The following is a 19,868-nucleotide window of genomic DNA, read 5'->3' on the forward strand; positions in this document are numbered from 1 at the left end:
GGACCCCGCTCCTCGATCGCCGGAGGGGCTTGATGTTGCCGGACCCCGCTCCTCGATCGCCGGAGGGGCTTGATGTTGCCGGGCTGGAGATAAGGGGCTCACGTTCATGCTTGATCACCTCATCGAAGGGGCCACTGTCGTCGACGGGACCGGTGCTCCCGCCTTTGTCGCCGATGTCGGGATTCGGGACGGGCGGATCGCCGTCGTCGCCGAGCCGGGCGCTGTCACCGAGGAGGCCCGTCACAGTGAGGACGCCGCCGGGCTCGTGCTCGCGCCCGGGTTCGTCGATCCGCATACGCACTATGACGCGCAGCTGTTCTGGGACCCGTACGCGACGCCCTCGCTCAACCACGGCGTGACCACCGTCGCCGGGGGGAACTGCGGCTTCACGCTCGCGCCGCTGCATCCCGAGCGGCCCGAGGACGCCGACTACACGCGGCGCATGATGTCCAAGGTCGAGGGGATGTCGCTGGTCGCCCTGGAAGAGGGCGCGCCGTGGACGTGGAACTCGTTCGGGGAGTACCTCGACGCCCTGGACGGGCGGATCGCCGTCAACGCGGGCTTCATGGTGGGGCATTGCGCGCTGCGGCGGTACGTGATGGGGGCGGACGCGGTCGGCGGGCAGCCGTCGCAGGAGCAGTTGCGGGCCATGCTCGACCTTTTCCACGAGGCCATGGACGCGGGGGCGTGGGGGTTCTCCACCACCCAGTCGTCCACGCACTCGGACGGCGACGGCAAGCCCGTCGCCTCCCGGCACGCGCTGCCCGCCGAACTCATCGCCCTGAGCCGGGCCGTCGGGGAGCACGAGGGGACGCAGATCGAGGCGATCGTCGCCGGGTGCCTGGATCAGTTCAGCGACGACGAGATCGATCTGTTCGTCGAGATGAGCGCCGCCGCCGGGCGCCCGCTCAACTGGAACGTGCTGACCATCGACGCCGCCGTGCCCGAGCGCGTGCCCCGGCAGCTCGCGGCGAGCGAGCGGGCGCGGAAGGCGGCCGGGCGGATCGTCGCGCTGACGATGCCCATCCTGACGCCGATGAACATGTCGCTCGGGACGTTCTGCGCGCTCAACCTCATCCCCGGGTGGGGAGAGATACTCGGGCTGCCCGTCGACGAGCGGATCGCGAAGCTGCGCGACCCGGACGTGCGGGCCGGGATGCTGCGCCGCGCCGACAGCAAGGAGGCCGGCGTCTTCCGGCGGCTCACCGACTTCGGGCGGTATGTCATCGGGGACACGTACGCGGAGACCAACGAAGGGCTCACCGGACGCGTCGTGCGGGACATCGCCGCCGAGCGGGGCCAGGAGCCCTTCGAGTGCCTGGTCGAGATCTGCGCCAACGACGGCCTGCGTACGGTCCTTTGGCCGATGCCCACCGACAACGACCCCGACTCGTGGGCCCTGCGCGCCGAGACCTGGCAGCACGAGGACGTCATGCTCGGCGGGTCCGACGCGGGTGCGCACCTCGACCGGATGTGCGGGGCGCCTTACACGACACGGTTCATCGGGGACTGCCTGCGCGGGCGGAAGCTGATGGGGCTCGAAGCGGCCGTGAAGATGCTCACCGACGATCCCGCCCAGCTGTTCGGGCTGCGTGAGCGGGGGCGGGTGCGGGAGGGCTGGCACGCCGACCTCGTGCTGTTCGACCCCGAGACGATCGACGCGGGGAAGGCCACGCTCGTGCACGACCTGCCCGGCGACAGCCCGCGCCTCGACTCGAAGGCCATCGGCATAACCGCCGTGTGGGTCAACGGAGTCGAGGCCATGCGCCATGACGTGGTGAGCGGCGCGGTGCCCGGCAAGGTGCTCCGCTCCGGGCAGGACACGCGGACGGTGAGCACCCGGTGAGCGACTCCGACTCCGGGAAACTGCTCATCGGCGGTGAGTGGGTCGAGCCGGGCGGTGGGCACTACGACGTCGTCGACCCGGCGGGCGAGACCGTCGTCGGGCAGGCGCCCGAGGCGTCCCGGCAGCAGGTGTACGACGCCGCGCGCGCCGCCCGCGACGCCTTCGGGACGTGGTCGCGTACGACGCCCCGGGAGCGCTCGGCGATCCTCGACCGGGCCGCCGACCTCATGCAGCGCGACTTCGCGGGCAACGCCGAGCTGGCGCAGGCCGAGAGCGGGGCCACCGGCGGCACCGCGCGCGGCATGCAGGTCGCCGTCGGCATCGCCCGCTTCCGGCGGTACGCGCAGGGCGCCCTGGAACCCGTAGAGGAAGGGCTGCCGCCGCAGATCAACGAGGCCGGGCCGATGGGGAAGGCCGGTGTGGTGGGCGCGCTGGCCGTCCGGCAGCCCGTCGGCGTCGTCACCTGCATCACGTCGTACAACAACCCGTGGGCCAACCCGGCGGGCAAGGTCGCCCCTGCCCTCGCCATGGGCAACACCGTCGTCGTGAAGCCCGCGCCGCAGGACCCGCTGTCCGTGTACCGGATGGCGGCCGCCTTGCAGGAGGCGGGCGCGCCGCCCGGCGTCGTGAACGTCGTCAGCGGCGCCGCCGTGGAGGTGGGGGAGGCCGCCGTCGACTCGCCGGACGTCGACATGGTCAGTTTCACCGGGTCCACGTCCGTCGGGCAGCGCATCGGCGAGGTGTGCGGGCGGTCCATGAAGCGGCAGCTGATGGAGCTGGGCGGAAAGGGCGCCGCGATCGTCTTCGGCGACGCCGACCTGGACTCGGCGGTCGCCGGGATCGGGACGACGTACGCCTTCTACAGCGGACAGATCTGCACGGCGCCGACGCGGGCCCTCGTACACCGCTCCGTGTACGACGAGTTCGTGGCGAAGCTGACCGCGTACATCGGCTTCATGAAGGTCGGCGATCCGCGGGCGCGGGGGACCGTGGTCGGGCCCGTCATCTCGGCCGCGCATCGTGAACGCATCGAGGCCTACGTGGAGTTGGGGCGCAAGGAGGGTGCGACGGTGGTCGCGGGCGGGGTGCGCCCGGCGTTCGACACGGGGTTCTATGTGGCGCCGACCCTCCTGGCCGACTGCACCAACGACATGCGCGTGGTCCGCGAGGAGATCTTCGGCCCTGTCGTAGCTGTCGTTCCCTTCGATGGCGACGAGGACGAGGCCGTCGCCCTCGCCAACGACTCCGACTACGGGCTCATCGACTACGTCTGGTCCGGTGACGTCGCCCGCGCGTTCCGCGTCGCGCGGCGGTTGCGGGCGGGCGGCGTCGGTGTGAACACCATCGGCAGGAACATGGAGGCCCCGTTCGGAGGCTTCAAGAAGAGCGGAGTGGGGCGGGACGTCGGCTCGTACGCGCTGCACGCGTACAGCGAGCTGCAGTCGATCGTCTGGCCGGGGTGAGACCGAACGGGGTCCGCTAGCTCTCGGCCCCTTCGACGAAATGGTCGAACTCGCCCGCCTGGACGCCGAGTACGAAGGCGTCCCATTTCGTCCGCGTGGTCGTGACCACGTTGTCCGGCGCGGACGTCTCGCGCAGGTACACCAAGTCGCCCTCGTCGAAAGCGATCTCGATCCAGGGCCCGGGGCCCTCGGCGTCCTCGGGGGCGGCGCGGGTCCAGGTCAGGTCGGTGGGGATGTCAGACATGGGGCGTGTTCTTCTTCAGCGTACGGAGGAGTGAGGCGAACGCGGCCGGGGTGGCGGTGAGTATCGCTTCGCGGGGGTCGGCGGATTCGGTGACGCGGATGTGGGTGGCTCCGCCGGATACGTGGACGCAGGAGTTGCCTTCGGCGCAGTAGGACGACTTCTGCCAGTCCGAATCGTGCATCGTCAGCTCCTTCATAGCTCTCGGATGATGTTGTGGATGAGGTCTCGTGACTTCTCGGGCGGAAGGGATGCCGATTCCATGCGGTCGAGCAGTACGCGGTACTTGCGCAACTGCGCCTCGGCGTCGAGGAAGACGGGGCCGTGCGACTGGTCCAGGTTTACGGTGTCGAGCTGGGGCACGGGGCCCTCGAAGTAATAGAGCGCCTGTCCCGATCCGGGCAGGGCTTCGGCGGCGAACGGGAGCACCCGTACGGTGATGTGCTCGCGCTCGTTCAGGCTCAGCACGTACTTGAGCTGGGCGCTCGTGACGTGCGGGCCGCCGAGCCGCATGCGCAGTGCGGCCTCGTGGATGATGACGTGCTGCGGGGTGGGCGGGTCCCGGAAGAGGACGGCCTGGCGCTTCACGCGGAACGACACCCGGTGCTCGACGTCGGGCGGCGGTAGTTCAGGCACGGCTTGACGGAAGACCTCGCGGGCGTACTCCGCGGTCTGCAACAGGCCGGGGATGTGCAGGGTGACGGCCGTGCGCAGCCGTGTTGCGGAGTGCTCGAGTTCGGCCAGGTCGAGGAGGCCGACGGGGAGCATCGACCGGTACTCCTCCCACCAGCCGCGCGTGCGCTCGGCAGTCATGTCGGCGAGGGCGTTCACCAGGGCCTGGTCCGCGCAGTCGTAGTGGCAGGCAAGCACACGGACGCGTTCTGCGCTGACCCCGACGCGGCCGGCCTCCATGTTGCTGACCTGGGTCTGCTTGATCCCCATGAGTTGACCGGCCTGGGTCGCGGTCAGGCCCGCACGCTCGCGGAGTTTGCGCAGCTCGGCACCGAAGCGCAGTTGACGGCCCGTCGGGTTGCTTCTCACGAGGTGCTTCCGGCTCCTTCACTCACACGAGTAGCAGTTACTGCAATCTCTGGCATTCGGTGAATACGTTAACTGGATGTCGCTACCGGCTCGGCGCCCGCCGCCCAGAAGCACCCCGCTCGACGGAGTGGCCGGGTCACTGGGCAACAACCACCGCAACGCCAACTCATCCCGCTGAACGGAGACTTCCATGTCAACCGTATCGCCGCTGGACTCCTCGCCCGCCCCCGTTCCCGGCACGTACACCTTTCAGCTTCCCCACGACCCCCGGGCCCCCGGAATCGCCCGGGCCGCGCTCCGGTCGGTCCTCGCGGCACACGGGCGGACGGAACTGGCCGACGCGGCAGAGCTGTTGGCGTCGGAACTCCTCACCAACGCGCACGTGCACACCAAGGGTTCCTACGCGTTGCGGATCGGGCCGGGTGCCGTGGACGCGCGCCGGGTGCGGGTGGCCGTGTGGGACGGCGACCCCAAGATCCCCCTCGGCTTCGGCAGGTGCGTGCCCACCGCGGACGTGACCGTGGAGGGCGGCCGCGGACTCTTCCTCGTACGGGCCTACGCGGACGACTGGGGGGCGTACACGTTCCCGGCGGCGACCGGCGGGAAGCTGCTCTGGGCGGAATGCGGGGGAAGGTAGTGGGGCCGTGCCCCCTGGCGAACTCGGTCGTGGCTCGGTCGTGCCTCGATCGCGCCGCGTGCGTGTCCAGCAACCAGGGGGCCCATCAGTCCTCTCCCGTCACGTCCCCAAGAACACCGGGTTCGTGAAGGCCGCCAGCGCACCCGGCAGGCCCGGTACCGAGGGCGCGTGGCGGACCTCCGCCCGGACGTAGGCCGCGTAGGACGGCGTCGTCCGCCAACTCGCCTTGCCCGCACCGGATTCGGGCAGCGCGGCGGACGTGAACAGCGTGCCCTGGTCCGTGACCAGATGGAGCGTGCAGCCGGGGGCGCCCTTGACCTCCAGGGTCACCGTGACCGGGGTGTCGGGGTCGACCGGGAGGCGTTCGCCGATGCCCGCGTGGGCGCCCTTGCCGCCGGCCGCCGTGAAGGAGACCTCGACGTCCCTGGACTCGGCGACGTAGGACCGGCCCGCCTTGATGCCCGCCTGGATGGCGTCCCGGGTCAGGTCGTCGGCGAGGACCACCGTCTGGGGGCCGCCGATCCGGTCCGGGTCGCGGTGCGCGTCACTGTTGCCCATCGCCGGGATCCAGCCCGACCGGCGGCCCGAACGGGCATAGGCGACAAGGGTGTTGTCCCAGTCGCCGAGCGAGATCTCGTCGTCCGGGGTGTACGGGCCGTTCCACACCTCCACCGCGTCCGCCTCGCCGAAACCGAACTTCCAGCCGCAGCCGATGCACGTCGCGTGCGGATGCGCCGGGACGACCAGGCCGCCCGCCCGGCGGATCTCCCGCGCGTACGTCGCCCAGCGGTTGTCCCGCGCCCGGTAGCGCCAGTCGATGAACGTCTCCGGTTCCGTGCCGAGGGCCAGGACGTGACCGTTGCGCGTCGTGACCTCCTCGCCGATCAGCACGAGCAGGTCGTCGCCCGCCACGTCCGCCCAGTGCGCGTGCGAGGAGTGCGTGTTGTGGTCGGACGTGTTGATGAAGTCCAGGCCGGCCGCACGCGCGAGGGCGCCGATCTCGGCCGGGGTGCGGCGGCCGTCCGAGTACCAGGAGTGCAGGTGGCAGTCGCCGCGGTACCAGGCCCGGCCGCGGCCGCGCGCCCGCTCGGGCGGGTACCCGCGGGAGGGCGCCTTGCCGGGCGCGCCGTGCGTGAGCGTCACCGTCACCTCGTACGGCAGGCCCTCCGGCGCGACCGTGTACGGGCCGAGCGCGATGTGCCAGGTGCCTGCGCGTACCGGGCCCGGGATGTAACCGGGCGTCGCGTCGTCCGCCCGCACGAAGAACTCCGTGCGGGCGCCGCCCGACCAGCCGCGGAAACCCTTGCCGCCGAGCGCCGTGCCGCGCTCGTCGAAGACGCCGATGTCGAGCGCGTTGTTCTGCGTACCTGCCGGGACCGTCGCCTTCGTGTACGCGTAGGAGACCTTGAACTCCCGCACCCCGCGCGGCACCTCCACCGGCAGGTACACGAAGTCCGGCGCGCCCGGCGGCAGCGTGCCCTTGAGGGTCCTCGTGGACTGCGAGCCCTCGGCGGCGTCGGCGAAGCTCATGGTCGCGAGCGTAAGCGCGCCCGCGGCCCCGGTCACGAACAACGCCCTCCTGCCGATGCCGTGTTCGCCGGCTTCCTGTACGTGTGTGTCGTCGGTGCACATATCGCGGCTCCCCAGGGTGTCGGATGTGACGTGTGCGACCCTGGCATTGAGCCGTGAACTCCCCTCCAAGGGAAGGGGAGCGACGGATTACGGGCGTCTGCTGGTGACCAGCGGATCGCGACTAGCGACGCCGCTTGCGGAACAGGCCCGCGACGATCAGCACGATGATCACGACCGCGATGATCAGAATCCAGCCGACCACCCCGAGCGACCCGCCCTTCTTCTTTTTCTTCTTGCTCTTCTTGGATTTCTTGCCCGTACTGGACTTCGCGACCTGCTGCGAGACGTGCTTCGCGGCGGCCTCCCGCACCGGCTGGGCCGCCACGGCCGACTGCGCGGACGACGAGACGGACGCCGCCGCCGCCGGTACACCGCCGAAGAGCAGCGCACCCAGCAACAGCAGCACGGTCGTGGGACGGGAACGTACAAGCATGGCAAACCCCCCGTTGTGCGAGTAGCGGGTGAGCGTAGACGAGGCCATGGACTCCTGGAAGCCCCGCCGCTAGGAATGCCGCATGCGGATCTCGACCACGATCTTCCTGACCGACGAGACCATCACCCCCGTACGCCTCGCCCGCGAGCTGGAACAGCGCGGATTCGCGGGCCTCTACCTCCCCGAACACACCCACATCCCGGCCGAACGCACCACCCCGTACCCCAACGGCGGCGACCTGCCCCGCGAATACACCCGCACCCTCGACCCGTTCGTGGCGCTCGGCCAGGCCGCCGCCGTCACCGAGCGCCTCGCCCTCGGCACCGGCGTCACGCTCGTCGCCGAGCACGACCCGATCGCCCTCGCCAAACAGATCGCCACCCTCGACCACCTCTCCGGCGGCCGCTTCACGCTCGGCGTCGGCTTCGGCTGGAACAAGGAGGAAGCCGCCGACCACGGCGTCGAATGGCGTACGAGAAGGGACCTGACCCGGGAGCGGATCGGGCTCATGCGCGCCCTGTGGGCGGCCGAACCGACCGCGTACGAAGGCGGCTCCGGGCAGTCCGTGCGCGCCAGCCACGCCTTCCCGAAGCCGGTGCGCGGCGGCGCGCCCCGCATCCTCGTCGGTGGCGCCGCGGGCCCGAAGCTCTTCGAGCACATCTGCGGGTACGCCGACGGCTGGATGCCCATCGGGGGCGGCGGCCTGAGCCGGACCCTGCCCGGGCTGCGCGCGGTCTGGGAGGCGGCGGGCCGGGACCCGGGCGTCCTCCAGGTCGTCCCGTACGCGGTCCTGCCGACGCCCGGCAAGCTCGCGCACTACGCCGGCCAGGGCGTCGAGGAGGTCGTGCTGCAACTGCCACCGGGCGACGAGACGGCCGTCCTCACGGTCCTCGACGACTTCGGCCAGTACCTGTGAGACTCGGGGAAGCGGCGGTGCGCGGCGTCCGGGCGCCCTCGAAGCGTCCGGGTCGCGCTCGTATGCTCGCTTCATGAGTGATCCGGACGCCGTATCCCAGACGCAGGCAGACCGACCGCAGGCAGAACGTCCCACCGCCAACGCGATGCGCCGCGCGCTCAAACGGGCCAGGGACGGTGTCGCCCTCGACGTCACGGAGGCCGCCGTCCTGCTCCAGGCGCGCGGCGACGACCTGGCGGACCTCACCACGTCCGCCGCCCGGGTGCGCGACGCGGGCCTGGCCGCGGCCGGCCGGCCCGGCGTCATCACGTACTCCAAGAGCGTCTTCATCCCGCTGACCCGGCTGTGCCGTGACAAGTGCCACTACTGCACGTTCGTGACCGTCCCCGGCAAGCTGCGGCGCGAGGGCCACGGAATGTTCATGTCGCAGGACGAGGTCCTCGACATCGCGCGCAAGGGCGCCGAACTCGGCTGCAAGGAAGCCCTGATCACCCTCGGCGACAAGCCGGAGGACCGCTGGCCCGAGGCCCGCGAATGGCTCGACGCGCACGGCTACGACGACACGATCGCGTACGTGCGCGCCATATCGATCCGGATCCTGGAGGAGACGGGTCTGCTGCCGCACCTCAACCCGGGCGTCATGTCCTGGACGGACTTCCAGCGGCTCAAGCCGGTGGCGCCGTCGATGGGCATGATGCTGGAGACGACGGCCGAGCGGCTCTGGTCCGAGCCGGGCATGCCGCACTACGGCTCGCCGGACAAGGAACCGGCCGTGCGGCTGCGGGTGTTGGAGGACGCGGGCCGGTCCTCGGTCCCCTTCACCAGCGGGCTGCTCATCGGGATCGGGGAGACGTACGAGGAGCGCGCCGAGTCGCTGTTCGCGCTGCGCCGCGTCGCCCGCTCGTACCACGCCATCCAGGAACTGATCATCCAGAACTTCCGCGCCAAGCCGGACACGGCGATGCGCGGCATGCCCGACGCCGAACTCGACGACCTGGTCGCCACGGTCGCCGTCGCCCGGCACATCATGGGCCCGTCGGGGAACCTGCAGGCTCCGCCGAACCTCGTCGACGGCGAGTACACGCGCCTCATCGGCGCCGGGATCGACGACTGGGGCGGGGTCTCCCCGGTGACCATCGACCACGTCAACCCCGAGAAGCCGTGGCCCCAACTCGCCGAACTTGCCGAGCAGTCGGGTGCGGCGGGCTTCACCCTCCAGGAGCGGCTCTGCGTGTACCCGGAGTTCGTCACGCGCGGCGAACCCTGGCTCGACCCGCGGCTGCTGCCCCACGTCCGCGCCCTCGCCGACCCCGGGACGGGCCTCGCGATCGCCGACGCGCCCGTGGTGGGCCGGCCCTGGCAGGAACCCGACGAGGGGTACGTCGCCGCGTCCGGCCGCACCGACCTGCACCGCACCATCGACACCGAGGGCCGCACGAGCGACCGCCGCGACGACTTCGACGTCGTGTACGGCGACTGGGAGGCGCTGCGCGAACAGGCCGTGCCCGGCATGGTGCCCTCCCGCATCGACGGCGACGTACGGGAAGCGCTGGCCGTGGCGGCCGACGACCCCACCCGGCTCACCGACGAGCAGGCGCTCGCGCTGCTGCACGCGGACGGGCCGGCGCTCGACGCCCTGTGCGGGATCGCCGACGACATCCGCAAGACGGTCTCCGGCGACGACGTCACGTACATCGTCACCAGGAACATCAACTTCACGAACGTCTGCTACACCGGCTGCCGCTTCTGCGCCTTCGCGCAGCGCCGCACGGACGCGGACGCGTACACGCTCTCCCTCGACCAGGTCGCGGACCGCGCCCAACAGGCCTGGGACGTCGGGGCGGTCGAGGTCTGCATGCAGGGCGGCATCCACCCGGACCTGCCCGGCACCGCCTACTTCGACATCGCGAAGGCGGTGAAGGAGCGGGTGCCCGGCATGCACGTCCACGCCTTCTCCCCGATGGAGGTCGTGAACGGCGCGTCCCGCACCGGCCTCTCCATCCGCGAATGGCTCACCGCCGCCAAGGAAGCGGGCCTCGACTCGATCCCCGGCACGGCAGCCGAGATCCTCGACGACGAGGTCCGCTGGATCCTCACCAAGGGCAAGCTGCCGACGGCGACGTGGATCGAGGTCATCAGGACGGCGCACGAGCTGGGCATCCGCTCCTCCTCCACGATGATGTACGGGCATGTGGACCAGCCGCGCCACTGGCTCGGCCACCTGCGCACCCTGGCCGGCATCCAGCAGGAGACGGGCGGCTTCACGGAGTTCGTGACGCTGCCCTTCATCCACACGAACGCGCCGGTCTACCTGGCGGGCATCGCACGGCCCGGCCCGACGACCCGCGACAACCGGGCCGTCACCGCCATGGCCCGTATCCTCCTGCACCCGTACATCCCCAACATCCAGACCAGCTGGGTCAAGCTGGGGACCGAGGGCGCCGCCGAGATGCTGCGCTCCGGGGCCAACGACCTCGGCGGCACGCTCATGGAGGAGACCATCTCCCGGATGGCTGGCTCGTCGTACGGCTCGTACAAGTCGGTCAAGGACCTGGTGGCGGTCGCCGACGCGGCGGGCCGCCCGGCGAAGCCCCGCACGACGCTGTACGGGGCCGTACCGGAGGAGCGGGTGCGGGCCGCGGCCGCGTCGGACGGGCACCTGCCGGAACTGTTGCCGGTACTGGACTGACCCCGGGCCGCGATCTCGGGTCACCGCCCGAGATCGCGGCCCAACTGGGCGTCATCCTCGGGCACGCCCACGGTGGCCGGGCCGAAGGACGTGATGTTCTTGACGGTGAGGCCGCCCGCGGCACCGCGCAGCACCCACGCCGCGCCCGAGTCCTTGAACGTCCCGTCCTCCAGCGGCGCGGCCGCGGTCAGGTCGGCGAGCCCGTCCCCGTCGACGTCGGACAGCAGCACCTGCAGCCCGAACTGATCGCCCTTCTCGCTCGCGCCGGGCACCCCGGCGGTCGACTGGTGGAAGGCCTGCGCGCCGCTGCCGCTCAGCCCGCCCTTGCCGCCCTTGAGCAGTACGACGGCACCCGCCTGGGCGATGTTCCCGATGGCCTCGCCGGGTACGCCGACGGCGATGTCCGCGAACCCGTCGCCGTTCACGTCACCGGCGGCGATGTCGGTCCCGAACTGGTCGCCGCTCTCCCCGCTGCCCGGGACGCCGCTCGTCTCCTGCGTGATCGTCTTCGTGCGGGTGGTGGAGGGCCCGGCGGCGGACCCGTACATCACCCGCACCGTCCCCTTCTCGTAGGCGATGTCCTCGTAGTTGTCGCCGATGTCGTGCACGACGAGGTCGCCGTACCCGTCCCCGTCCACATCGGCGACGGCCCCGGCGAGGCTGGACGTGAGCCCGGTCGGCGTATGACCGACACCGTCCTTCCCGCCCTTCCAGAACTTGCTCTGGTACGCCGATTCCTCGAAGCCGTGGCTCGTGACGATGTCGTCGGCGCCGTCACCCGTGACGTCGCCGACCACGAAGTCACCGGGACCGAACGTCTGGCTGGTCACGATGGCGTCGGTCCGCGCGGCGGCGCCGGTCGCGCGCTCGAACGGCCCGTACGAGACGGTCATCCCGGCGTTGTCGTCGTCCGGGTCGTCGCTGCGCGGGTAGTCGTCGGTGACCAGGTCGCGGTGGCCGTCCCCGTTGAAGTCACCGACGGAGAACAGCCCGGACCCGCCCGGCAGGCTCACGGCCCCCGCGCCGCTCAGGCCCGTCGCGGAACCCCACAGCACCACGGGGTGGGCGCCGTTCACCGACCCGGCGACGAGATCGGTGAACCCGTCCCCGTCCAGGTCCCCGGCGGCGACCCGCTCCCCGAAGTACTCCCCGCCGGTCGCCGCCCCCGGCACCCCGGCGGACGCCCGGCTCACCACACGCGCGTGCGCGACATCGGCCCCGCCCTTCCCCCCGTACACCACGGACACGGCCCCTGCGGCGTCCTTCCCGCCCACCGCACTCCCGGGCGCGCCGAACGCGAGGTCGGCGTACCCGTCGTGGTTGAAGTCGGTGACGGGGATGCGGGGCGGGACGGGAGCGGCGGCCCCGGCCGCCGTGACGGTGAAGGCCGATGTGGCGGTGAGGGCTGCGGTGACGGTCAGGGCGATGGTGATGCTGCGGCGCACGTTGGCTCCCGGGGTTCCGATGTCCGCTGGGCGGATTGCAGGTTACGTAGGGGTACGTATTCGTGAAGGGGAGACGTGTGAGGGGGCTGAAGCGTTGTACGACACGGGAGCGCGGTTCCGTCGCGGCTCTCCGGGCGGGCGTACCGCGTGAGTAACTCACACGGGTGACGTTCACTCACTCGACTGGCGCACAAGCGAGTTCATGCGACAGCCTCGGGCCCACGCGAGATCGGCCCTCGCCGTGACGGGGGCGCGCCCACTCCGGCACGTGCTCTTCACCAGAAGCGGGAGCGCCACATGGACCAGTTCACGGTCACCGGCAAACACCTCGCCCGGCTTGCCGGCCTGTCTCTCGTCGCGATCGGACTGGCCACGCATGTCCAGTCGCTGCCGGAGGGGTCGAAGGTCGGCATCAAGGACCTGGCGGCGCGGTTCCCCGAGGGGGAAATGAGAATCGCGGCAGCTGTGCGGGAGCTGGAGGCCCACGGATACCTGGAGCGCATCGCGGAACGGTTCCCGTCCGGGCGGATCGACCCGCGCACCCTCTCCTACAACAAGCCTCCGCACCCGCGGGACCGGCAACCGCAGCGGCCGCCGAATCCGCAAGCGGCGCCGCTGCCCGAAGCCCGCCACGCGCAGCCGCAACCCCGCGCACCCCGCTCACCGCGCCGACAGCTCAGGGCACCCAGGCCCGACCAGCCGGAGGCCGACCCGGGCCCGGGCCGGCGCCTCCGCTGACCGGGCCTCCCGCGCGGCCCCGTATGAGCGCGGGCGCGGATGGGAAAGTTTCGGGTGCGATGTCACAGGCCGGGGCTTCTCTGTGTCCAACCCGAGTGAAGGGCCCGGGGAGTCCGGGACCGCATCGCATTCGCCGGAGGACACGGACATGTCGATCAGCCCCCCGCGCCACCGTATTCCGCGCGACCGTACGGAGATCCGTACGCGCGTCACTCCTGTTCTCGACTCCTTCATGTCCCATCAGGAGACCAGGCAGGACGGCGGTCCGGCTGTTGTGTTTCTGCACGGGAATCCCACCTCGTCCCATCTGTGGCGTGGCGTCATCCCGCACGTCGCCGGCCAGGCACGCGTCCTCGCCCCCGACCTCATCGGCATGGGCGCCTCCGGCAAGCCCGATATCGGCTACCGGTTCGCCGACCACGCCCGCTACCTCGACGCCTGGATCGACGCGGCCGGGCTCGGCGACATCGTGTTCGTCGGGCACGACTGGGGCGGCGCCCTCGCCATGGACCACGCGGCGCGGCACCCCGGACGGGTGCGCGGTCTCGCCGTCGTCGAGACCTTCCTGCGGCCCTTGAGCTGGGCCGAACTGCCTCCGCTCGGACAGGAGTTGTTCCGTGGTTTCCGTACGCCGGGCAAGGGCGAGGAGATGATTCTGCGGGACAACATGTTCATCGAGTTCAACCTGCCGCACGGCATCGCCCAGCTGTCCGCCGAGGACCACGACGTGTACCGCGCGCCGTATCCGACCGAGGCCTCCCGCAAGCCGCTCCTCGCGTGGCCCCGCGAGATCCCCTTCGACGGCGAACCCGCCGACGTGCACGCGCGCATGGTGGCGTACGGGGAGTGGCTGGCCTCTCAAGAAGCCTCCCCGGTACCGAAGTTGGTCATGCACGCCACCGACGGGGCCGGTATGGGGTCGCCAGAGGTCGTGGCCTGGGCCCGGGGGACCTTCACCAACGTCGAGACGGCCGACATCGGCGCCGCCGGGCACCACGCCCCCGAGGACCGGCCGGACGCGATCGGCTCCGCCGTCTCCGACTGGCTGCGCCGGCACGCCGACGTGCTCACACTGTCCGTATGAGTGATGCGCGTGATGCTCTTGGGCGGAGCGGTGGTGTCGGCCCCACCGAATTGCTCGATGAGGAACGGGAGCTGGTCGCTCGCGCTGTCGCCGGTGACAAAGGTGCCCTGGAGGACGTAGTGCGGCGCGTCCAGGACCCGCTGTACCGGCTGGCCCTGCGGATGACCTGGCGGCCCGCCGACGCCGAGGACGCCGCCCAGGAGATCCTGATCCGCGTAGTCACCGGACTCGCCACCTGGCGGGCCGAGGCGCGGCTGCTCACCTGGGCCTACCGGATCGGCGTCAACCACCTCCTGAACCTCAAGCGCCGCACGCCCCAGGAGACGGCGGGGCTCAGCCTCGACGCGCTCGGCGAGGGCCTGCTGGAGGGGCTCGCCGACACCGGATTCGCGGGCCCCGACGCCGAGTTGCTGGCCCGCGAAGTGCGGCTCACCTGCACCCAGGCCATGCTCCAGTGCCTGGAACGCGGCGAACGCGTCGCCTACGTACTGGGGGAGGTCTTCGAACTGCCCTCGCGCGAGGCGGCCTGGGTGCTCGACATCTCACCGGCCGCGTACCGCAAGCGCCTCGAACGGACCCGCACGCGCCTGCGCACCTTCATGGACGCCACGTGCGGGCTCGCGAACCCTGCCGCGCCGTGCCGCTGTGCCCGCCGGGTGGCGCCCGCCGTGGCCTCGGGGCGCGTCGATCCGCGTCGGCCGGCCCTCGCGACCCACCCGGTCAGCCCGGGCGGCCGCGATCTGGCCCGGGCCTCGGCCCAGATGGGCCGGCTGCACGACGCGGCGACCGTGCTCCGCTCCCACCCGGATTACGCGGCGCCCCGGGCCCGCTCCGAAGCGGTGCTGGGGTTGTTGGGCTCGGGGCGGTTTCCGTTGCTCGCCGACGGCGGAAGCGCTTGATCTGGCCGGATCCCGGGGGAAGGGCTTGATCCGGCTGCGCGTACGCCTTCGCTAATTGGGCAAATCCGGTCCGAACCGTCCTCAAGGCCCACTCCTCACATACCAGTTGAGGTCGCATGAGTCGCGCAAGCGAACGTTCCCGGTCGCGCTCGGTCGATTACAGTGCTGCAGTCGGAGGGGTCGCAGGGGCCGGAGTGAAGGGAATCCCATGGGCGCACCGGTTGCCGCCGCGGCCGTCTGGGGGCGCGTCGAGCAGCAGGACTTCCGCAGCCGTGTGCGGGGCACACTGCTCGGGGCCGCGCTGGGCGACACGCTCGGCGCTCCGCTCACCGACCTCACGCTCGACGAGATCCGGGACGCGCACGGCGCCGCCGGGCTCACCCAGCTCGCGCCGTCGTACGGCCGTACCGGAGCCGTGACGGCGGCGACGCAGCTCGCGCTGTTCACCGTCGACGGGCTCGTCCGCGCCCAGGTCCGCCGGGACACCGGTGCCTGGCATCCGCCCACCGATGTGCACCGGGCCTATCTGCGGTGGGCCGCGACCCAGCGTGACTGGGGGCCCGACGAACGCCGCAAGGAAGACGGCTGGCTCGCCCGCGAGGAGTGGCTGTACTCGCGGCGCGGCGCCTCCCAGGTCTGTCTGCTGGGGCTCGGCAACGACGTCATGGGCACCCTGGAAAAGCCCAAGAACCCGGACGCGCTGGGGCCGGAGGCGGTGACCCGCTCGGCCCCCTTCGGGCTCCTCGTCGGATGGGAACCGCAGCTCGTACTGCAACTGGCCGTCGAATGCGCCGTCCATACCCACGGCGCTCCCGAGGCGTACCTGGCCGCCGGCGCGTACGCCGTGATCGTGCACGCCCTGGCGCGCGGTGACTCGCTGGACGCGGCCGTGCAGCGCACGCTCGTGCTGCTTGCGGCGCGGCCGGGGCATCCGCCGGTCGTGGACGCGCTGAAGCATGCGGTGGGGGCCGTGCGGCAGGGCATGCCGAGCGCTGCGCGGGTGGGTGAACTCGTCGATGACGGCGGGGCGGTGGGGGCGCTTGCCGCGGCCGTGTACTGCTCGCTGGTCGGCGAGGACGTTCGGCACGGGCTGGGGCTCGCCGTCCACCACGACGGGCCTTCGGCGGAGGTCGGGGCGTTGTGCGGCGGGTTGCTCGGGGCGCTGCACGGGGAGACCGCGTTGCCGCCCGCGTGGGTTGCGGAGCTTGAGGGCCGGGCCACGATCCTGGAACTCGCGGACGATTTCGCGATGGAGATGACCCAGGGGGCGGCGCTGCACGGGCCGGGTTCCTCGTCACCGGGGTGGCTGGCACGGTATCCGCGGGCCTGAACCTGTTGCGCCGCCGTGTTGTGGGGCGGGGCCGTGGCGTGTGCCGAGAGTTCCGGGGCCGTGGTGCCGCCGGGTTGTGTCGTGGGGCGGGGCCGTGGCGGGGTACCTCCTCGGCCGGATCGGTGTCGTCGTCTTCTGTACGCCGTAGGCGGGTCATCCTGCGCGGAGTGCCTGCGGTGTCCTGCGGGGGCACCCCGCCACGTCCCCTCCCGTCGTATTGCGACTGCCTGTGCGTGGGACGTCCGGTTCGGGTGCAGCGCCGTCGGCTGACGCCTCAGCGACCCCGCCTCGTCGTCGCCGGCCGGCTCTGCCGCCAGTCGCCCCGCCCGCCCCGACTTGGGCAATCTGCCGCCTTGGGCGGCAGGGTGGGCAAGGCGGCACCCCAGCGCAGGCGCACCATGCAAGCGGGCTTGAGCTGATACGCCGATGAGGGCTCCTCACGCCGGGCGCACTATGCAAGTGGGCCCGAGCGGAAACGCCGGTGGGAAACCCCAGCGCGGGCGCAGCACGCAAGCGGGCCCGAGCCGATGTGCCGGTGGGAAACCCTCGCGCCGGGCGCAGCACGTAAGCGGGCCCGAGCCGATGTGCCGGTGGGAAACCCTCGCGCCGGGTGCACCCCTAACAGGCCCCCGCAAAAGCACCGCACAACGGCCCCGCCCCGACACACCGCCAAAGGTGGGCCGGGGCAGGGCGCGTTCGAGGGCGGAGCTACAGGCGTTGGACGTCGTCCTGGGCTGTTGCCGGGGACGGGACCGCGGCGGCGCCGGCCGTGCCGGGGGCGTCGTCGTCGGTGTTGAGGCGCTCGATGAGTGCGTCCCGCTCAGGCGTGTCCTCCGGCTTGACGTAGCCGATGACGATGTAGAGGACGAGCGAGACGGCCAGCGGGATCGAGACCTGGTACTGGAGCGGCACGCCACCCTCGACGTTCCAGCTGATCGGGTAGTTGACCAGCCAGAACGCGAGCAGGCCCATCGCCCAGCTGGTGAGCGCCGCGGTCGGTCCGGATTTGCGGAAGGTGCGGAGCAGACCGAGCATCATCGGGATCGCGATGGGGCCCATGAGACCGGCGACCCACTTGATGACGACCGTGATGATGTCCTTGAAGGTGGGCGAGTTGACCTGCGTGGCGACTGCCATGGACAGGCCCAGGAAGATCACCGTGGTCAGGCGCGCGGCCAGCAGGCCCTTGTTCCCGGTCCACTGTTCTTTCGCCTTCTTCGAGAGCGCGGGGGCCACGTCTCGCGTGAAGACGGCGGCGATCGCGTTCGCGTCGGAGGAGCACATGGCCATCGTGTGCGAGAAGAAGCCGACGATGACGAGGCCCAGGAGGCCGTGGGGGAGGAGCTGTTCGGTCATCAGGCCGTAGGAGTCGGAGCCGTCGGGCTTCTGTGCCTTCACCAGGAGCGGTGACACCCACATGGGGAAGAAGAGGACGACCGGCCACACCAGCCACAGGATGGCGGAGAGCCGGGCCGAGCGCGTGGCCTCGCGGGCGCTGCCCGTGGCCATGTAGCGCTGGGCCTGGTTCAGCATGCCGCCGTTGTACTCGAAGAGCTTGATGAAGAGGAACGCGAGGAGGAAGACCGTGCCGTAGGGGCCCACGAGGGGTTTGCCGTGGCCTGCCAGTTCCGGTTCGTCCCAGACTCCGAAGATGCCGCCGAACGGGCCGAGTTTGGAGACGACGGCCACGAACATCGCGATACCGGCGATGAGTTGGATGACGAACTGGCCGAGTTCGGTCAGCGCGTCGGCCCACAGGCCGCCGATGGTGCAGTAGATGGCGGTGATCACGCCGGTGATCAGAATGCCCTGGTTGATCGAGATGCCGGTGAAGACCGAGAGCAGGGTGGCGATCGCGGCCCATTTGGCCGCCACGTCCACGATCTTCAGGAGCATGCCCGACCAGGCGAGCGCCTGCTGAGTGCCCAGGTTGTAGCGGTTTTTGAGGTATTCCAGTGGTGATGCCACGTGCAGGCGTGAGCGCAGCCTGTTGATCCGTGGCGCGAACAGCTTCGCGCCGATGGCGATGCCCAGCGCGATCGGGAACGACCAGGTGACGAAGGACGTCACGCCGTACGTGTACGCGATGCCCGCGTACCCGGTGAACATCACCGCGCTGTAGCCGGACATGTGGTGCGAGATGCCGGACAGCCACCAGGGCATCTTTCCGCCGGCCGTGAAGAAGTCGGAGACGTTGTCCACACGTTTGTGGGACCAGACGCCGATCGCGACCATGATGCCGAAATAGCCGATGAGCACGGCCCAGTCGAGACTGTTCATGTGCCCCCTCCAGGGGTCCGCCTTGTGAACGTTGCGGCTCTTCGTCAGTACGTCCGTTTCAGCGGGCGCCCCCGTGCGGGAGTGGGGACTTCCGGGATTGAACCGCCTGTTCGGTCAGCCGGTCAAGGGCCCAGTGGGTCACGGATGTGAACCGAGATCAGTAAGTCGAACGATTTTGCATTTTCGTTACCGGGTGGGGAGTTGTCGTGAACGTGACCTCGGCCACACCATGAGCGGGCACTTCGTCAGTAGCCGCACATACGCGAACGACCGCACGGGATGCGGGTCCCGTGCGGTCTCGTGAGGGAAGGGGGTGGGCAGGTATCGGTCTCGACGTCAGCGCATCAACTCGCCCGCGTTCACCAGTAGTTGTTGGCCGGTGATGGCTCGGGCGCGGTCCGATGCCAGGAAGGTCGCCGCGTTCGCCACGTCGCCGTCGGTGGCCAGTTCCGGCAGGGCCATCCGCTCGGCGAGCCTCGCCAGCACCTCGTCCTGGGGCACTCCCTCGGTGTGCGCGGTGAACTGGACGTAGGCCTGCACCGGCGGGCCCCACATCCAGCCGGGCAGCACCGTGTTGACCCTGATCCGGTGCGGTCCGAGTTCGCGTGCCATCGAGTACATCGCGCTCGTCAGCGCCCCCTTCGAGGCCGCGTATGCCGCCTGCCACACCTGTGACGGGGCGGCCACCGCCGACTGCGTGCCGATGATGACGACCGAGCCGCCGCGCTCCTTGAGGGCGGGCAGGCAGGCGCGGGTCATCCGTAGCGTGCCGAGCAGATTCACGTCGAGGACCTGGCTCCAGGTGTCGAAGTCGGCATCCTCCAGGCCCCCGAAGTAGCTGTCCCAGGCGGCCACATGGACCACCGCGTCCACCCCGCCGAACCGCTCCCGCGCCAGCACCGCGAGCGCCTCGCACTGCCCCTCGTCGCCGATGTCGGTCGACCGGTACGCCGTCCGGGTGCCCTCCGGGTCCAACTCGGCTGCCACTTCGGCGAGATGGGACGCCGTGCGCGCCCCGAGCACGGCGTTGCCGCCGTCGCGCAGCACCGCCGCCGCCACCTGGTGGCCGAGCCCGGCGCCGACCCCCGAGACGATCACGGTCTTTCCGGCGAGCAGCTCACCGTTGCCCATTGGGGCCCTCCCGACTCTGGCCATTCACCTGACGGGGCGTCAGAGTATGGGCGGCACACGCAG

The 19,868-nt window shown here is 70.9% G+C and carries 16 protein-coding genes and 1 pseudogene; 9 read left to right on the forward strand and 8 right to left on the reverse strand.

Features of this window, described 5'->3' with window-relative positions:
- The first annotated feature begins 106 nt into the window (after positions 1–106).
- Positions 107–1,846, forward strand: a complete 1,740-nt coding sequence (locus AB0J02_RS17715; protein ID WP_363194601.1) for a D-aminoacylase — start codon at positions 107–109, stop codon at positions 1,844–1,846.
- Positions 1,843–3,309, forward strand: coding sequence for an aldehyde dehydrogenase family protein (locus AB0J02_RS17720; RefSeq protein WP_363194602.1), 1,467 nt, complete (start codon positions 1,843–1,845; stop codon positions 3,307–3,309). Before AB0J02_RS17715 ends, AB0J02_RS17720 begins: the two co-directional genes overlap by 4 nt.
- Before the next feature lie 16 nt (positions 3,310–3,325).
- Here AB0J02_RS17720 and AB0J02_RS17725 read toward each other — a convergent pair whose 3' ends face one another.
- From AB0J02_RS17725 to AB0J02_RS17735, 3 genes are read right to left on the reverse strand one after another with little or no spacing between them, the layout of a single operon-like run.
- Positions 3,326–3,553, reverse strand: coding sequence for a DUF397 domain-containing protein (locus tag AB0J02_RS17725; RefSeq protein WP_363194603.1), 228 nt, complete (start codon positions 3,551–3,553; stop codon positions 3,326–3,328).
- Positions 3,546–3,734 carry a DUF397 domain-containing protein gene (locus tag AB0J02_RS17730; protein ID WP_363194604.1) on the reverse strand — a complete coding sequence of 63 codons (189 nt, stop codon included), beginning with the start codon at positions 3,732–3,734 and terminating at the stop codon, positions 3,546–3,548. The genes AB0J02_RS17725 and AB0J02_RS17730 overlap by 8 nt, the downstream gene beginning before the upstream one ends.
- Positions 3,735–3,745: 11 nt before the next feature.
- A complete protein-coding gene (locus tag AB0J02_RS17735) occupies positions 3,746–4,591 on the reverse strand; it encodes a helix-turn-helix transcriptional regulator (protein WP_363194605.1) in 846 nt (281 codons plus the stop codon).
- Positions 4,592–4,781: 190 nt separating this feature from the next.
- Between AB0J02_RS17735 and AB0J02_RS17740 the strand changes: the two genes are divergently transcribed.
- On the forward strand, positions 4,782–5,228 hold the full coding sequence (locus AB0J02_RS17740; RefSeq protein ID WP_363194606.1) for an ATP-binding protein: 447 nt from the start codon (positions 4,782–4,784) through the stop codon (positions 5,226–5,228).
- 99 nt (positions 5,229–5,327) lie between these two features.
- On the opposite strand, the gene AB0J02_RS17745 is transcribed toward AB0J02_RS17740, so the two are convergent.
- A complete protein-coding gene (locus AB0J02_RS17745) occupies positions 5,328–6,860 on the reverse strand; it encodes a CehA/McbA family metallohydrolase (RefSeq protein WP_363194607.1) in 1,533 nt (510 codons plus the stop codon).
- A gap of 121 nt (positions 6,861–6,981) precedes the next feature.
- Positions 6,982–7,293 carry a hypothetical protein gene (locus AB0J02_RS17750; RefSeq protein WP_363194608.1) on the reverse strand — a complete coding sequence of 104 codons (312 nt, stop codon included), beginning with the start codon at positions 7,291–7,293 and terminating at the stop codon, positions 6,982–6,984.
- An 82-nt stretch (positions 7,294–7,375) separates the two neighbouring features.
- On the opposite strand from AB0J02_RS17750, the gene AB0J02_RS17755 reads away from it, so the two are divergent.
- Both AB0J02_RS17755 and AB0J02_RS17760 read left to right on the forward strand, forming a co-directional pair.
- Positions 7,376–8,209 (forward strand): LLM class F420-dependent oxidoreductase, encoded by an 834-nt coding sequence (locus tag AB0J02_RS17755; RefSeq protein WP_363194609.1) that lies wholly within the window; start codon positions 7,376–7,378, stop codon positions 8,207–8,209.
- 73 nt (positions 8,210–8,282) lie between these two features.
- Positions 8,283–10,898: a bifunctional FO biosynthesis protein CofGH gene (locus tag AB0J02_RS17760; RefSeq protein WP_363194610.1), complete on the forward strand. Its 2,616-nt coding sequence runs from the start codon at positions 8,283–8,285 to the stop codon at positions 10,896–10,898.
- A gap of 20 nt (positions 10,899–10,918) precedes the next feature.
- Here AB0J02_RS17760 and AB0J02_RS17765 read toward each other — a convergent pair whose 3' ends face one another.
- Positions 10,919–12,343: an FG-GAP and VCBS repeat-containing protein gene (locus AB0J02_RS17765; RefSeq protein WP_363194611.1), complete on the reverse strand. Its 1,425-nt coding sequence runs from the start codon at positions 12,341–12,343 to the stop codon at positions 10,919–10,921.
- A 297-nt stretch (positions 12,344–12,640) separates the two neighbouring features.
- Here AB0J02_RS17765 and AB0J02_RS17770 point away from each other — a divergent pair.
- From AB0J02_RS17770 to AB0J02_RS17785, 4 genes and pseudogenes are all read left to right on the forward strand, one after another.
- Positions 12,641–12,904: pseudogene (locus AB0J02_RS17770) on the forward strand (helix-turn-helix domain-containing protein); the annotation flags it as partial.
- A gap of 325 nt (positions 12,905–13,229) precedes the next feature.
- Positions 13,230–14,165, forward strand: coding sequence for a haloalkane dehalogenase (locus tag AB0J02_RS17775; RefSeq protein WP_363194612.1), 936 nt, complete (start codon positions 13,230–13,232; stop codon positions 14,163–14,165).
- Positions 14,162–15,064, forward strand: a complete 903-nt coding sequence (locus AB0J02_RS17780) for a sigma-70 family RNA polymerase sigma factor (protein WP_363194613.1) — start codon at positions 14,162–14,164, stop codon at positions 15,062–15,064. The genes AB0J02_RS17775 and AB0J02_RS17780 overlap by 4 nt, the downstream gene beginning before the upstream one ends.
- Before the next feature lie 208 nt (positions 15,065–15,272).
- Entirely contained in the window at positions 15,273–16,394 is a 1,122-nt protein-coding gene (locus tag AB0J02_RS17785; protein ID WP_363194614.1) for an ADP-ribosylglycohydrolase family protein, read from the forward strand.
- A gap of 708 nt (positions 16,395–17,102) precedes the next feature.
- Here AB0J02_RS17785 and AB0J02_RS17790 read toward each other — a convergent pair.
- On the reverse strand, positions 17,103–18,674 hold the full coding sequence (locus AB0J02_RS17790; protein ID WP_363194615.1) for a sodium:solute symporter family protein: 1,572 nt from the start codon (positions 18,672–18,674) through the stop codon (positions 17,103–17,105).
- Between the two features lie 336 nt (positions 18,675–19,010).
- Positions 19,011–19,805, reverse strand: a complete 795-nt coding sequence (locus tag AB0J02_RS17795; RefSeq protein ID WP_363194616.1) for an SDR family oxidoreductase — start codon at positions 19,803–19,805, stop codon at positions 19,011–19,013.
- Positions 19,806–19,868: the final 63 nt, after the last annotated feature.

It is taken from the genome of Streptomyces sp. NPDC050264 (genome assembly GCF_040655895.1).
GTDB lineage: Bacteria > Actinomycetota > Actinomycetes > Streptomycetales > Streptomycetaceae > Streptomyces.